The sequence below is a fragment of the Streptomyces sp. NPDC047453 genome, from assembly GCF_040643155.1.
GTDB lineage: Bacteria > Actinomycetota > Actinomycetes > Streptomycetales > Streptomycetaceae > Streptomyces.
The window spans coordinates 117,188-131,585 of record NZ_JBEYTS010000015.1 but is presented as its reverse complement, the minus strand read 5'-3'; the positions used below and the strand labels follow the sequence as shown (position 1 = coordinate 131,585).

Here is a 14,398-nt window from a genome sequence, read left to right as displayed (position 1 = left end):
CGGCAGCGGGGTACGACGCCGATCGGCGGGCGGGCGGTCAGGCGGGGGAGCCCAGGAGCCGGATCGGGGTCACCCGGTGGGTGAGGACCGGGAGAAGGTCGGCGACCGGGTGCGGAAGGTGGGCCGCGATACCGGGCGGGGCCGGCGCGAGCGGCACGAGCAGGTCGGTGGCGGCGGGATGGCCGGTGGCGCCGTCGTCGGAGAGGTCGCCGTGCAGCCACAGCGTGAGCATGTACAGGCTGGGTATGGACAGCAGTCGCGGCTGGTACGGCTGGCTCAGGGCCTCCGCCTGGCGCAACGCGCGCTCGGTGGAGGCGACGTAGGGGCCCTCGAAGAAGTGCGAGAAGGTCCAGCCGTCGGGGGTCAGGATGGTCTCGGCCGCCGCCACCGCGTGGTCGCCGCTGCGGATCAGGAAGCGCCATCCGGCCAGCCTGGTCGCGGAGATTCCCTCGGGGGTGATTTGGTCCAGGACGTGCACCGGCAACGGAAGCTCGGGGGTCGCGGGCTCCTGGGCGGATCGCAGTGCGGGGGACCCGGCCTCGCGGACCGCGGTGGGGGAACCGAGTGCCGTGAGGACGGAGCGCAGGGCGGGCGCGGGAGCCGGGGGTACATGCAGCGGCATGGTGGGTCGCCTCTCATTCGACAGGCACGGTGGCGCGAGGGCGGGCTGGGTGCGGACGGCGTTGTCAGCTCTCAGGGCAGGAGCAGGCTGGGGCCGGGCTCTGGTGAGCGAGGGGTGCGGCGCGGCCTGCCTCACGGGCTCCTGACAGGGTTCAGGGCTGTGGGCGCCAACTTCTGCTGTGGTGCAGAGTTTATACGACAAATGTTCAGGTGGTGTTTCGCCTAGCTGTTTTCGACGTGAACGGCAAGAGCCTATTCGGCCGGAGTCGATCGGGAATCATCCCTGCTCCACGTCAGCCGTATCGCGATGACCTCGGGTTGTGCCCGCACGGCGGTCGGCCTGATCGTGTCGGCGTTTTTCACGAGTTTCGTGGGGTACTCGAAACTGCTGGCTGCCGCATGCCCCGTGAATGTGCCTCCGGTCACACAGGACCAGAGTAGTCGGTGCGGGGCGGGAGCGGGACGTTATCGATCGCGTTGGCGGGGCATCATCCCTCCTGACCGGGACCCCGGCGGCCGGATCTTCGGTCCGCCTTGCGAGGAGGGACGCTGCGATGGGGGAGAAGGTCGTCGCCGGCCAGTTGGACCTGTCGGACCGGAACCGCTACCGCGACAAGCTGCGGCGGTGCCTGACGGGGCTGGAGCGGTTGCTGGAAGAGAAGCGGTTCGACCGGCCGAAGAACCTCATGGGGCTGGAGATCGAATTGAATCTGGTCGGCCCCGACGGCATGCCGAAAATGCTGAATGCACAAGTTCTCGAGCGCATCGCCAGCCGTGACTTCCAAACAGAACTCGCCATGTTCAATCTGGAAGTCAACATTGCCCCACACCGCCTGGGTGGCCGGGTATTCGACCAGCTCGCCGAGGAGCTGCGGACATCACTGGCATATGCCGACCGGAAAGCCGGTGAGGTGGACGCCGGAATAGCGATGATCGGCATTCTGCCCACCCTCGGCCGGGACGACCTGGTGTCCTCCAATCTCTCCGACGTCGACCGCTACGTGCTGCTGAACGATCAGATCGTGGCGGCCCGCGGAGAGGACTTCACCCTCGACATCGACGGCGTGGAACATCTCACCTGCACCTCGAAGTCCATCGCGCCCGAGGCCGCCTGCACCTCCGTGCAACTGCACCTCCAGGTCACCCCGGGCCGTTTCGCGGACGTGTGGAACGCGGCAGAGGCCGCCTGCGCCGCGCAGATAGCCGTCGGCGCCAACTCGCCCTTCCTCTTCGGGCGCGAGCTGTGGCGGGAGTCGCGGCCGCCGCTGTTCCAGCAGTCCACCGACACCCGCCCGCCCGAGCTCCAGGCCCAGGGAGTGAGGCCGCGCACCTGGTTCGGCGAACGGTGGATCTCCTCGGCGTACGACCTCTTCGAGGAGAACCTGCGCTACTTCCCGGCCCTGCTGCCGATCTGCGACGGCGAGGACCCCCTCGACGTGCTGGAGTCGGGCGGCGTGCCCAAGCTGGCCGAGCTGGTCCTGCACAACGGCACCGTCTACCGCTGGAACCGCCCGGTCTACGACGTCGCGGACGGCGTGCCGCACCTGCGCGTGGAGAACCGGGTGCTGCCCGCCGGACCCACCGTCACCGATGTGATCGCCAACGCGGCCTTCTACTACGGCCTCGTGCGCGCCCTGGCCGAGGAGCCCCGGCCGGTGTGGAACCGGCTGCCCTTCGAGGCCGCGGCCGCCAACTTCGACGCCGCCTGCCGGCACGGCATCCACGCCCGGTTCACCTGGCCCCGGCGCGGACGCCACTCGGGCACGGCCGAGATCGACGCCGTCACTCTCGTCCGTGACGAACTGCTGCCGCTCGCGGAGACCGGACTGAGGGCCTGGGGCGTGGAGCGCGCCGACCGGGACCTGTATCTGGGCGTGATCGAGGAGCGGTGCCGGCGCCGGACCAACGGCGCGGAGTGGCAGGCCGCCACCTTCCATCAGGCGCTGGAGCAGGGGATGGGCCGGGAAGCCGCCCTGGCCGCCACCACCCGGCGCTACCGCGAGCTGACGAAGTTCGGCGAGCCGGTCCACACCTGGCCGATCGGCCTGCCGGAACCGGTCCCGGCCGGCTAGTGCTGTCCCGCGACGGCCTGCGGTTCCCTGTGCCTTGAACCGCGGACGCGCCCGGCCGGCCGTGCCGCCTCGCCGTAGGCGGGGGGCACTCGTGCCCGCCGGGGAGGGATCGGGCAAGCTGTGACGTCCCACGACGGTGGCGCCGCGTGCGCACCCGTGCCTGAATCCGGCCGTACCCGTGCGACGGGCCGGCGCGCCCCGTGGTGGGACGACCGAACTGGAGGCAGGTGTGCTGGCGGAGTCACAGCCGGTGGGCGACTCTCAACCGCAGGAGCGGCCGTCGCGGCGGATCCTCCGCGACGAGACACTGCTCGTCCTCGGGCTCTCGCTCGGGGCGAGCGGGGTGTCCGCGCTGATCAGCTTTGTCGGGTCGGTCACCAAACCCGGTGGGCTCAAGGACCAGGCCGCCATGCTCAACGCCTCCGCCGCCCCGGGCCGTCCTTGGCTCGACCTCGCCTGGCAGCTGTTCGGGATCGCCACGGCCCTGATCCCCGTGGCCCTCGTCGCCCACTTCCTGCTGCGCGAGGGGCGGAGCCTGCGCGCGCTCGGCTTCGACCGCACCCGCCCCTGGCCGGACCTCGGCCGCGGGGCGCTGGTCGCGGCGGTGATCGGCAGCACCGGCATCGCCTTCTACCTGGCAGCCCGCGCGTTCGGCTTCAACCTCACCGTGGTGCCCGAGGCGCTGCCCGCCGTGTGGTGGAAGTTCCCGGTGCTGATCCTGTCGGCGCTGCAGAACGCCGTCCTCGAAGAGGTCATCGTCGTCGGCTATCTGCTGCGCCGGCTCGGGCAGTTGGGCTGGACCCCGGGGTCCGCGCTGGTGGCCAGTTCCGTACTGCGCGGCTCGTACCACCTCTATCAGGGCGTCGGCGGCTTCGTCGGCAACATGGTGATGGGCGTGGTCTTCGTCTGGCTGTACCGGCGGTGGGGCCGGGTCGGCCCGCTCGTCGTGGCGCACTCCCTGCTCGACATCGGCGCGTTCGTGGGCTACGCCCTGCTGGCCGGGAAGGTGGGCTGGCTGCCGACGGCGTGAGCGGCACGGGGAACTTGCCAGGGGGCGTACGACAGTGTCGTACGCCCCCTCGGCGTTCCTAGTGCTGCGACCGGAAAGGTTCACCGGGTCGCAAACCTTTCCGGTCACAGCACTAGACGAGCAGGTCGCCCTCGATGACGGTGACCGCGTGGCCGGTGAGCAGGGTGCGGTCGCCGCGCAGGCCGGTGCGTACGAGGCCGGAGCGGGCGGAGGCCTGGAGCCCGGTGAGGTCGGGGCGGCCGAGGCGTTCGGACCAGTAGGGGGCCAGGGCCGTGTGGGCGCTGCCGGTGACCGGGTCCTCGTCGATGCCGACGTTGGGGAAGAAGCACCGGGAGACGAAGTCGTAGCCGCGGGCGGGGTCCTCGGCGCGGGCGGTGGCGATGATGCCGCGCGCGGAGTAGGCGGCGAGGGCCTTGTGGTCGGGGGCGAGGCCGCGGACGGTCTTCTCGTCGGCCAGCTCCAGGACCAGGTCGCCGACGTTGGCCCCGGTGTCGTAGGCGGTGCGGGGCTCGGCACCCAGGGCCCGGGCGACCCTGTCGGGCACGTCCACCGCGGTGAGCGGGGCGGTCGGGAAGTCCAGGGTGATCGCGCCGTCGCCGGCGGGGTCGGCAATGAGCACACCACTCCGGGTGGCGAAGCGCACGGGCCCCTCGTGGGCGCCCGTCGTACGCAGGACATGGGCGGTGGCGAGGGTGGCGTGACCGCACATCGCGACCTCGGTGGTGGGCGTGAACCAGCGCAGCGCCCAGTCGGCCTCGCCGCCCTCCGGCAGCCGGTGGGCGAACGCCGTCTCGGCGTGGTTGACCTCCAGCGCCACCTGCTGGAGCCAGTCGTCCTCGGGAAAGGCGTCCAGCAGCAGCACCCCTGCGGGGTTGCCGGCGAACGGGCGGTCGGTGAAGGCGTCGACGATTCGAATCCGCATGCCCAGACGGTAAGGGCTCCGGCGAGCGGCGAACCAAGGCCAATCCGGGGCCGGCGGCCTTGGGGCAGGGGAAGCCGCAGTTCGGAGAGGGTGGCCAAGCGAGCTATTCCGATATATCGTTGAAGCAACGTGACAGATCGACGATGGAATGGAGTGGTTGCGATGCGTACCCATGGATTCGAGCACGGGCACCGGCAGGGCGGTCCCCGGCGCGGCCGCGGCGGTTTCGAGGAGCGCCGGGCGGCCTTCGGACCTTTCGGCCCGGGCGGACCGGGTTTCGGTCCCGGCTTCGGACCGGGTTTCGGCCCGGGGCACTGGGGCGGGCGAGGGCGCGGCGGACCGCGCGGCCGGGCCCGGCGCGGTGATGTGCGGGCCTCGATCCTGGCCCTGCTGAAGGACCGCCCCATGCACGGCTACGAGATGATCCAGGAGATCGCCGAGCGCAGCGGCGGCGCGTGGAAGCCCAGCCCCGGCTCGGTCTATCCCACCCTCCAGCTGCTGGAGGACGAGGGCCTGATCGTCAGTGAGAGCGAAGGCGGCAAGAAGCTGTTCTCGCTCACCGAGGCGGGCCGTACCGCCGCCGACGAGGGGCCGGACGCGCCCTGGGAGGAGGCCTCGCGCGGAGTCGACTGGGAGGCCCTCGGCGAGATCCGGCAGGCCGGCTTCGGTCTGATGGAGGCCTTCGGCCAGGTATGGAAGACAGGCAGCAAGGAGCAGCGCGAGAAGGCGCTCGCCGTCATCAACGAGGCCCGCAAGAAGCTGTACCTGATCCTCGCCGACGAGGACTGACGGTGGCCGCGGGGCCCGGAACCCAGCCGCGCCCTCCGCGCCGGGGAGCCGCAGACGTCCCGCGCGCCTGTGTGCTCCCCGGGGAGGCGCTGTGCGGATGCTTCCCGATCTCATCCGTAAGGAGGAGATTCCGTCCGCCCGGGTCCACTTCCCGTGGGACGCCGAAATGCTTCCCGCCGGGGATGACCGGAGCCGGAGAGGCTGGTGAGCTGGACGATGTGCAATCCCGTGTTCCCCGGCAGCCGCCCCCCGGGCAGGATGCCCTCCGTCCGGACGACGACGCCCGGCTCAGCGCCGAGCTGGCGGCGGCGGTCGCCGGTGCCCGCAGAAGGGCCGTCCGGGACGGGGACCGGCAGATCGACACCGCCCATCTGCTGCACGCGCTTCTGGAGTCCGACCCCGAGGTGCGCGCCGTGTTCGACGGCGGACCGCAGATCGCCCGGCTGCTCGGCTACCTCGTGCAGCGCAGCATCGGATACGGCCTTCGCTGGCAGAGCACCGTCGAGGACTCCGGCGCCGTGCCCGTGGTGACGGAGGCCGACGGCCTCTCACCGATGGCCTTCGCCGCCCTGGAGTACGCCTGCGAGCGCGCCGCCCGGCGCGGCGACGACCTGGCGCGCGGCCTCGACCTGCTCGCGGCGATCGTCGTGGACCCGCAGACGCGCGCCGTCGAGGTGCTCACCCGCGCGGCGATCAACGCGGGAGAGCTTGCCGCGCGGCTCGACAACGATGCCAAGGACTGTCCGGGGGAGTACGCCGTGGACGGCGGGCCCGCCTGCTGAGGGGGATGGGAGGGTCGGCCGGGGCGGGCGTGCCGGCGAGGTGTACCAGGCCTTTTGTTCGTTATGCCCGGTGATGGCCCCGTCCAGGCGGTGAGACAGGTGCCATCGAAGATGACGCTCATGTCATCGCCTGTCATCATGTGCCGGTGCGTACGTCTCAGATCAGTCAGGGCCGCCCCGGCAAGGGTGTCGGGCTCGGTCTCGCGCTCCTGTCCGCGGTCGCCTTCGGCGGTTCCGGTGTCGCGGCCAAGCCGCTGATCGAGGCGGGCCTCGACCCGCTGCACGTGGTGTGGCTGCGCGCCACCGGGGCGGCCCTGGTCATGCTGCCGCTCGCCGTACGCCACCGCGCGCTGCTGCGCAGCCGCCCTGCCCTGCTCGCCGGGTTCGGCCTGCTCGCCGTCGCCGGCGTCCAGGCCTGCTACTTCGCCGCGCTCTCCCGGATACCCGTCGGGGTCGCCCTGCTCATCGAGTACCTGGCGCCCGCCCTGGTGCTCGGCTGGGTCCGGTTCGTGCAACGGCGACCGGTCACCCGGGCCGCCGCCTTCGGCGTGGTCCTCGCGGCGGGCGGACTCGCCTGTGTCGTCGAGGTGTGGTCCGGCCTGAGCTTCGACGTCCTCGGACTGTTGCTCGCGCTCGGCGCGGCCTGCTGCCAGGTCGGCTACTTCGTGCTGTCCGACCAGGGCGGCGACGCGGGCGACGCGGCCCCGAACCCGCTCGGCGTCATCGCCTACGGACTGCTGATCGGCGCCGCCGTCCTGACCGTCGTGGCACGCCCCTGGAGCATGGACTGGTCGGTGCTCGCGCACAGCGCGGACATGAACGGCACGTCGGTCCCGGCCGTTGCCCTGCTGCTGTGGATCGTACTGGTCGCCACGGTCCTGGCGTACGTCACCGGGGTGCTCTCCGTGCGGCGGCTCTCGCCGCAGGTCGCCGGCGTGGTGGCATGCCTGGAGGCGGTCATCGCGACCGTGCTGGCCTGGGTGCTGCTCGGTGAGCGCCTCTCGGCGCCGCAGGTCGTCGGTGGCGCGGTCGTCCTGCTCGGCGCGTTCATCGCGCAGTCCTCCACGCCGTCGAAGGGCTCGGCGGAGCCGGTGGCGAGCGGTGGGGCGGAAAGGGAGTTGTCGGCCCGGGGAAGGGCGGCCTAGGGTACGGATCATGCATTCGGACGCACTCGTTCTTCCGCCTCCGGCCGCCTGAGGCGGGCCCTCCGGTGAGCGCGCCCGGCGATGAGCCGGGCCGAACGGTGCTGCCCGCAGAGGAAGTCCGCACGATCCCGACCGACGGGGTCGTGCCTCCCGAACTTCTGCACCTCTGCGGAGACGACTCATGTCCCATGCTTCTCTTGGCCTGCCCGTCGGGCGTGGCCTGCTCTATCTGATCGTCGCCGGTGCCGCCTGGGGCACCGCCGGCGCGGCCGCCTCGCTGGTCCACCGGACCAGCGACATCGGGCCGGTCACCCTCTCCTTCTGGCGCTGTGCCATCGGCTTCGTCCTGCTGCTCGCCGCGCGCCTGCTGCGCCCGCGCGTGCGGCCGGCCGTGCCCGTGCCGCTCGGCGGCAGGCTGCTGCGGGCCGGTGCCACCGGCGTCGGCCTCGCCGTGTTCCAGACGGCCTACTTCGCCGCGGTCGCGGCCACCGGACTGGCCGTGGCGACCGTCGTCACTCTCGGCGCCGGGCCCGTCCTCATCGCGCTCGGCGCCCGCCTGACGATGGGCGAACGGCTCGGCCGGGCCGGCCTGACCGCCGTCGCCGGGGCGCTGGCCGGTCTTGGGGTGCTGGTGCTGGGCAGCGGCGGTGCCGCCGTACGGCCGTGGGGCGTGCTGCTCGCCCTGCTCTCGGCGGCCGGCTACTGCGTGATGACGCTGCTCACCCGATGGTGGGGCCGCGACGGCGGAGCCGACCACTCCGGTTCGACCCTCGGGGCGTTCGCGGTCACCAGCCTGTGCCTGCTGCCGTTCGCGCTGCGGGAAGGGCTGGTGCCGCACACCGACGACCCCGTACGGGTGCTGTGGCTGCTGGCGTACATCGCCTCGGTCCCGACGGCCCTGGCCTACGCGCTCTACTTCGCGGGCGCGGCCGTCGTCCGGTCGGCCACGGTCTCGGTGATCATGCTGCTGGAGCCGGTCAGCGCGGCGGTGCTGGCCATCGCCCTGCTGGGCGAACGCCTCACGGCGGCGACCCTCGTCGGCACCGCACTGATGCTCGGCTCGGTCGCCGGCCTCGCCCTGACGGAGGCGCGCGGAGCACGAACGACGGCGAAGGAACCGGCGCTCGCATGACACCGGACGGGCCCGGACCGGGGGCCCGTTACCGGGTCGGCCCGCCGGGCCGTTACCGGGCGGGGCCCGTTCGGTCCTGGCCGGGAAGGGGCCGTTCGGTCGTCTCCGGGGCGCGTCACCCGGGGCGCCACCGGCAGGGGGCCGTTGCTGTCACGGGGGCGGTTGCGTCGGGCGTTTCCGGGCGGGGCCCGCATGCCTGTCGTCGGGACGGGTTTGCCGGGCCGACGCGGGGAGGGGCCTGTCCGGCGTCACCGGGGGGTGCTCGCTCGGTCGTTGCCGTGGCGGGTGTGCTGGGCCGTTACCGGCGGGATCCGCACGCCTGTCATCGGGGTGGGCCCGCGAGGTCGTCGTCGGGAAGGGCCCGCCCGCTGTCGCGAGGGCGGGTCCGTCGGGCGTTACCGGAGCGGGCCGCCCGGCCACCGTCGGGCGGGCCCACCCGTTCAATTCGCGCCCCTTGCACAGCAGAGGTTCCCTGGCAGCCGCGTCGTGGGGACCGTCCCAATCCGCGAATGCCGTCGCGACACGGTCCTGGACCTGTGGGCCGCACCGGAGGCGAACTCGAAGGTGCTCGCCTCGCCGTGCCCGGCGATGACGGGTGGCTGGTCGAAGTCGTGGGCGGACAGCCATCGTTGCCACTCGGCGTCCTCGCGGGGCGCGTCTCACGGGTAGGTCGGCGTCACAATGCCGTGAGATAGCCGGGAAGCTCGGTGCCGGGGGCCAGGTCGGGGTCGGCGAGCGGGGTGCCGTACTCCCTGCGGACCGGGACCACGCCGGCCCAGTGCGGCAGGGAGAGGTCCTCGGGCTCGTCGTTCACGCCGCCGACGCGCAGCTTGGCGGAGACCTCGTCCAGGTCCAGGCGGAGCACGGCGGTCGCGGCCAACTCCTTGGTGTTGGCGGGGCGGGAGTCGGCCGACCGGCCCGGCACCACGTGGTCGACCAGGGCGTCCAGCGCCAGACGCTTCTCCTCGGGGTCGGTGACCTGGTGGGCGGTGCCGTGCACCACCACCGAGCGGTAGTTGATCGAGTGGTGGAAGGCGGAGCGGGCCAGGACCAGGCCGTCGACATGGGTGACTGTCAGGCAGACCGGCAGCCCGGGGTCGGTCCTGCCGGCCATCCGCAGCGGGCGCGAGCCCGTCGAGCCGTGCACGTAGAGCCGCTCGCCGACCCGGGCGTACAGCGTCGGCAGCACCACGGGCGCGCCCTCGCGGACGAAGCCGAGGTGGCAGACGTAGCCCTCGTCGAGTATCGCGTGCACCAGTTCCCCGTCGTACGACGCCCGGTCGGCGGAGCGGGTGGGAACGGTGCGGTCGGTCGGGGCGTAGGCGGCGGGCGGCGACGTCGGCGGCTGGGTCTCCTGCATTGCGTGCTCCATTGCATTAGTGCATAATCTGCTTTGTGCTAGGAGAGTATCGGATCGAGGGGCGACGCGCAGCCGAGATCGCGGCGAGTATCGAGCGCGCGGTGGGCTCCGGGGACCTGGAACCGGGTCAACCGCTGCCGCCCATGCGGGAGTTGGCGGCCCAGCTCGGGGTGAACCCCAATACCGTGGCGGCCGCGTACCGGACCCTGCGCGAGCGTGGGGTCATCGAGACCGCCGGGCGCCGCGGCAGCCGGGTGAGGCCCGCGCCCGCCACGACCGGGCGGGACCTTGTCCGAGTGGACGTGCCCGAGGGCGTGCGCGACATGTCGAGCGGCAACCCGGATCCGGCGCTGCTGCCGCCGCTGGCACCCGCGTTCGCGGCGGCCGCCGCGCTGGCCGACCGTGAGCCGGTGCTCTACGGGGACGTGGCCGTGGAGCCGGAGCTGGCCCGGATCGCCCGTGCCGCGCTGGACGCCGACGGGGTGCCGGACGGTCCGCTCGCCGTCCTCTCCGGTTCCCTCGACGGGGTGGAGCGCGTCCTCGCCGCCCATCTCAGGCCCGGCGACACCGTCGCCGTCGAGGATCCCGGGTGGGGCCGCACCCTGGACCTCGTCCCCGCCCTCGGACTGCGCACGGCGCCGGTGGGGGTGGACGACGAGGGCCCGCGCGCCGACGACGTGCGCCGCGCCCTCACGGACGGCGCCCGCGCGCTGATCGTCACGGCCCGCGCGCAGAACCCGACCGGCGCCGCGGTCGGCGCCACGCGCGCGCGTGCCCTGCGGGCCGTCCTCCGGGAACATCCAGAGACACTGCTGATCGAGGACGACCACGGCCACGGCATCGTGGACCTGCCCCCGCACCCGCTCGCCGGCGCCACCGGGCACTGGGCCTTTCTGCGCTCGGTCGCCAAGGCGTACGGCCCCGACCTGCGGCTCGCCGTGCTCACCGGGGACGAGACCACGGTCGACCGGGTGCACGGCCGGCAGCGCCTCGGGCCCGGGTGGGTGAGCCGCCTGCTCCAGCGCGCCGTGGTACGGCTGTGGTCGGACGGAGCCCTCGACTCGGACGCGGTGGCCGCGTCCTACCGGCGGCGGCGCGACCTGCTGACCGGCGCGCTGGCCGACCGCGGCGTCGCGGCCCACGGGCGCAGCGGGATGAACGTATGGGTGCCCGTGCCGGACGAGACCGGCGTCGTCGCGAGCCTGCTGCACGCCGGCTGGGCCGTCGCCCCCGGCGCCCGCTACCGGCTCGCCGCCCCGCCCGGCATCCGGATCACCGTCTCCGCCCTGCGGGACGAGGAGACCGAGCGGCTCGCGGACGCGGTGGCGACGGCCCTGCGTCCGGGGCCCGCGCGGAGTTACGTCTAGTGCCGTGCCGGGCGTCGCGAGCCGGCAAACCTTTCCGGTCACAGCACCAGGGCCGACCCGAGGCGTCCGGTCCTCCCGGTCCTACGCCGTCGTGGCCGGCTCCGGGCGGGAGGGCGGCTCGGGCGTCTTCGGGGCGGAGGCCGGCGCCTGGTCCGGCCGGGGCGCGCCGGGCCCGGCGGACGTGCCACGGCTCTTCGGCCGGGCCTGGGTCAGCGCCGCGCCCGCCAGGACGATCACCGCGCCGACCGGGGTCGACCAGGTGAGGGTCTCGCCCAGCACGGCGACACCGGCGGCGGTGGCGATCACCGGGACGAAGTACGTGACCATCTGGGCCGTGGTCGGCCCGACCTCCGCGACCAGGCCGTACTGGACGAGCATCGCGAAGCCGGTGCCCAGCGCGCCCAGAGCGGCGATCGCGAGCAGCGGCATGACGGGCAGATGGTCCGGAGCGCTGGTGAACAGCGGTGTGACGACGGCCAGTTGCACCGTGGCCAGCAGCAACTGACCGCCGGTCAGTGACAGGTGGGACTCAGTGGAACCCGCCAGGGTGCGCCGTACGTAGATCCAGCCGACCGGGTAGCTCAGCGAGGCCAGCAGCGCCATCGCCGTGCCGCCGGCGTCCAGTCCGTGGAAGCCCTGCCAGGCGCCGAGCACCGTCAGCACGCCGAGGAAGCCCAGCCCGAGGCCCGCGACCCGGAGCCGGGTCGGGCGGTCCTCGGAGAGGGCGACGAGGGACAGGGCCATGCCCCACAGCGGCGAGGTCGCGTTGCAGATCCCCGCGAGGGTGGAGGGGATCGTCAGCTCCGAGTACGCGAAGAGCGAGAACGGCAGCGCGTTGAGGAAGAACGCCGCGACCGCCAGATGCCCCCAGGTCCGCGCACCGCGCGGCAGCCGCTCCCGCTTCACCGCCATCGCCACCGCGAGCACCGCCGTGCCGAACACCAGCCGCCCCAGCGTCACCTGGAACGGGGCGAAGCCGTCCGTGCCCACCTTCATGAACAGGAAGCTGAAGCCCCAGACCAGCGAAAGGAAGGCGAAACGGATCCGCCAGTGCACGGGACGGCGGGCCGGTCGGGCCGGGCCGGACGGGGACTGCGGGGAGGCGGGCGAGGTGCTGCTCATGGTCGTACGATGCACGCCCACGACCTCGTAGCACAATCGAGAATTCGCGTGCGATATCTCGTAGCATCGCTTACATGTTGAATCTGGAGCGCCTGCGCACGCTGGACGCCCTCGCACGGCACGGCTCGGTCAGCGGAGCCGCGGAGGGGATGCACGTGACGACGTCGGCCGTCTCCCAGCAGATGGCCAAGCTGGAACGGGAGGTGGGCCAGCAGCTCCTCGCCAAGAACGGCCGGGGAGTGCGGCTCACGGACGCCGGACGGCTGCTCGCCGAGCACGCGACGCGCATCCTGTCCCAGGTCGAGCTCGCGCAGGCCGATCTGGAGGCGCAGCGCGGACAGGTGGTCGGCGAGCTGCGGCTCGGCGCGTTCCCGACCGCCGCGCGCGGGCTGTTCCCGGCCGCCCTGTCCCATCTGCGCGAACGGCACCCGAGCCTGCGGGTCCACACCGCGGAGATGGAGCCGGCCGCGGCCGTGCGCGCCGTGCTGCGCGGCGACGTGGACCTGTCCGTCGTCCTCGACTGGTACAACAAGCCGCTGCCCGTGCCGGACGGACTCAGCCGGGCCGCGATCCTCGACGACCCCGCCGATGTGGCACTGCCCGCCGCGCACCCCTGCGCCGACCGCACCGAGGTCGACCTGGAGGACTTCGCGGACGACGACTGGGTCGCCTGGGGCGAGGCCGAGTTCTGCGACGAGTGGCTGCTGGACACCCTGCGCTCCAAGGGCGTCGAACCACGTATCGCGCACCGCGCCGAGGAGCACGCCACCCAGCTCGCCCTGGTCGCCGCCGGCCTCGGCGTGTGCGTGGCTCCCCGGCTCGGGCGCGGGCCGCTGCCCGCCGGGGTGCGGACCGTCCCGGTGCGACAGGTGGTCCGGCGGCACGTCTACGCCGTCTGGCGCGCCGACGCCGACCGCCGGCCCTCCGTCCGCGCGGCCGTCGACGCCCTGCGGACGGTGGGCGCGCGGATCGGCTGAGACGCCGCCGACGGGCCTACACCGAGCCCAGCTTGCGGAAGTCCCAGGAGACGATCTTCTCCGGGGTCAGCCGCAGCCACGCGTGCCGGCCGTCGTGCGGCATCTCCTCCAGACCGAAGTTCTTGCGGGCGAACAGCGTCTCGGGCAGGTCGAGTTCGGCGCACAGCTCCCCGGTGCGCGGTGCCTCGCCCACGACCTCCGCCGTGCCGGACAGCTCCGCGCCCCGCAGTTGTTCGTACTCCTCGCCGATGTCGACGACCACGGCCACCCGCGGATCGCGGCGCAGATGGGGCCAGCGCCTGCTGCGCACCACGGAGTAGAGCCACAGCGAGGTGCCGTCCCAGACGAACCACAGGGCGCTCGCATGCGGAGCGCCGCCGGGCGACACGGTGGCGACCCGGCAGGTGCGCTGGGTGGTCAGGAACTCGTCCAGCTCGCCCGGCGTCATCATGATCTTCCGGCCCCGGCGCTGGGTGACGGTCATGCGGCCCTCTCTCTTCTCCCACGCGCGGGGGGCACCCTCCTACGGCCCCCCGCCGCAACCCGCCCCACCCTCAGCGGGTGTCAGGCGAGCCTGATCTCCCCGTCCGCGACCGAGATGTCCTTGGCGGGCAGCGGCTTCAGGGCCGGGCCCTTCTTGACGCTGCCGTCGGCGGCGGAGAACTCGCTCTGGTGGCACGGGCAGACGATCACGCCATTGGCAATCCGGTTCACCGCGCAGCCCTGGTGGGTGCAGGTGGAGGAGAAGGCCTTGAACTCGCCCTTCGCCGGCTGCGTGACCACCACGCCCTGAGTGCCGAAGACCTTGCCGCCGCCCTCGGGGATGTCGGAGGTCTTCGCGAGCACGGTGCCGCCGGAGCCCGCCGCGGCGCCGTCGCCGCCCGAACCGCCGGTCGTCTGGGACCCGTTCTGGGTGGTGGACGCACCGGAGCCGGACTTGTCCTCCGATCCGCACGCGGTCAGCGCGGCGGCGAGCCCCGCCGCGCCCACCGCCGCCACCACCGTGCGGCGGGCCGGTGCCCCCTGGGGGTGAAGCGATTCGCTGGTCATGCCGACGTTCCCCTTTCGATACGGGTTTC

The 14,398-nt window shown here is 73.0% G+C and carries 14 protein-coding genes; 8 read left to right on the top strand and 6 right to left on the bottom strand.

Annotated features, from left to right (window positions below; translation table 11 throughout):
• Positions 1–37: 37 nt before the first annotated feature.
• Entirely contained in the window at positions 38–622 is a 585-nt protein-coding gene (locus ABZ818_RS16685; RefSeq protein ID WP_361414864.1) for a hypothetical protein, read from the bottom strand.
• 553 nt (positions 623–1,175) lie between these two features.
• On the opposite strand from ABZ818_RS16685, the gene ABZ818_RS16680 reads away from it, so the two are divergent.
• Together ABZ818_RS16680 and ABZ818_RS16675 are read left to right on the top strand one after the other, a co-directional pair.
• Positions 1,176–2,693 carry a glutamate--cysteine ligase gene (locus ABZ818_RS16680; RefSeq protein ID WP_361414862.1) on the top strand — a complete coding sequence of 506 codons (1,518 nt, stop codon included), beginning with the start codon at positions 1,176–1,178 and terminating at the stop codon, positions 2,691–2,693.
• Positions 2,694–2,922: 229 nt separating this feature from the next.
• Complete coding sequence (locus tag ABZ818_RS16675) at positions 2,923–3,723, top strand: type II CAAX endopeptidase family protein (RefSeq protein ID WP_361414860.1); 801 nt, start codon at positions 2,923–2,925, stop codon at positions 3,721–3,723.
• A 112-nt stretch (positions 3,724–3,835) separates the two neighbouring features.
• Here the strand turns inward: ABZ818_RS16675 and ABZ818_RS16670 are convergent, their stop codons facing one another.
• Positions 3,836–4,645, bottom strand: coding sequence for a PhzF family phenazine biosynthesis protein (locus ABZ818_RS16670; protein ID WP_361414858.1), 810 nt, complete (start codon positions 4,643–4,645; stop codon positions 3,836–3,838).
• Between the two features lie 162 nt (positions 4,646–4,807).
• Between ABZ818_RS16670 and ABZ818_RS16665 the strand changes: the two genes are divergently transcribed.
• The 4 genes from ABZ818_RS16665 to ABZ818_RS16650 all read left to right on the top strand — a co-directional run bounded on the left by ABZ818_RS16665 (position 4,808) and on the right by ABZ818_RS16650 (position 8,493).
• Positions 4,808–5,434: a PadR family transcriptional regulator gene (locus tag ABZ818_RS16665; protein WP_361414856.1), complete on the top strand. Its 627-nt coding sequence runs from the start codon at positions 4,808–4,810 to the stop codon at positions 5,432–5,434.
• 218 nt (positions 5,435–5,652) lie between these two features.
• The gene (locus ABZ818_RS16660; RefSeq protein ID WP_361414854.1) at positions 5,653–6,216 is read left to right on the top strand and encodes a Clp protease N-terminal domain-containing protein; all 564 of its coding nucleotides are present in this window, start codon (positions 5,653–5,655) and stop codon (positions 6,214–6,216) included.
• A gap of 140 nt (positions 6,217–6,356) precedes the next feature.
• Entirely contained in the window at positions 6,357–7,361 is a 1,005-nt protein-coding gene (locus ABZ818_RS16655; RefSeq protein ID WP_361414852.1) for an EamA family transporter, read from the top strand.
• A 181-nt stretch (positions 7,362–7,542) separates the two neighbouring features.
• Entirely contained in the window at positions 7,543–8,493 is a 951-nt protein-coding gene (locus ABZ818_RS16650) for an EamA family transporter (RefSeq protein ID WP_361414850.1), read from the top strand.
• Between the two features lie 676 nt (positions 8,494–9,169).
• On the opposite strand, the gene ABZ818_RS16645 is transcribed toward ABZ818_RS16650, so the two are convergent.
• Entirely contained in the window at positions 9,170–9,853 is a 684-nt protein-coding gene (locus ABZ818_RS16645; RefSeq protein ID WP_361414849.1) for a pyridoxamine 5'-phosphate oxidase family protein, read from the bottom strand.
• Positions 9,854–9,888: 35 nt separating this feature from the next.
• On the opposite strand from ABZ818_RS16645, the gene ABZ818_RS16640 reads away from it, so the two are divergent.
• On the top strand, positions 9,889–11,220 hold the full coding sequence (locus tag ABZ818_RS16640; protein ID WP_361414847.1) for an aminotransferase class I/II-fold pyridoxal phosphate-dependent enzyme: 1,332 nt from the start codon (positions 9,889–9,891) through the stop codon (positions 11,218–11,220).
• 81 nt (positions 11,221–11,301) lie between these two features.
• On the opposite strand, the gene ABZ818_RS16635 is transcribed toward ABZ818_RS16640, so the two are convergent.
• The gene (locus ABZ818_RS16635; RefSeq protein WP_361414845.1) at positions 11,302–12,342 is read right to left on the bottom strand and encodes a DMT family transporter; all 1,041 of its coding nucleotides are present in this window, start codon (positions 12,340–12,342) and stop codon (positions 11,302–11,304) included.
• Between the two features lie 74 nt (positions 12,343–12,416).
• Between ABZ818_RS16635 and ABZ818_RS16630 the strand changes: the two genes are divergently transcribed.
• Positions 12,417–13,319, top strand: coding sequence for a LysR family transcriptional regulator (locus ABZ818_RS16630; RefSeq protein WP_361414843.1), 903 nt, complete (start codon positions 12,417–12,419; stop codon positions 13,317–13,319).
• Positions 13,320–13,335: 16 nt separating this feature from the next.
• Here ABZ818_RS16630 and ABZ818_RS16625 read toward each other — a convergent pair whose 3' ends face one another.
• A complete protein-coding gene (locus ABZ818_RS16625; RefSeq protein ID WP_361414841.1) occupies positions 13,336–13,803 on the bottom strand; it encodes a pyridoxamine 5'-phosphate oxidase family protein in 468 nt (155 codons plus the stop codon).
• A gap of 80 nt (positions 13,804–13,883) precedes the next feature.
• The gene (locus ABZ818_RS16620; protein WP_361414839.1) at positions 13,884–14,369 is read right to left on the bottom strand and encodes a Rieske (2Fe-2S) protein; all 486 of its coding nucleotides are present in this window, start codon (positions 14,367–14,369) and stop codon (positions 13,884–13,886) included.
• Between the last annotated feature and the right edge of the window lie 29 nt (positions 14,370–14,398).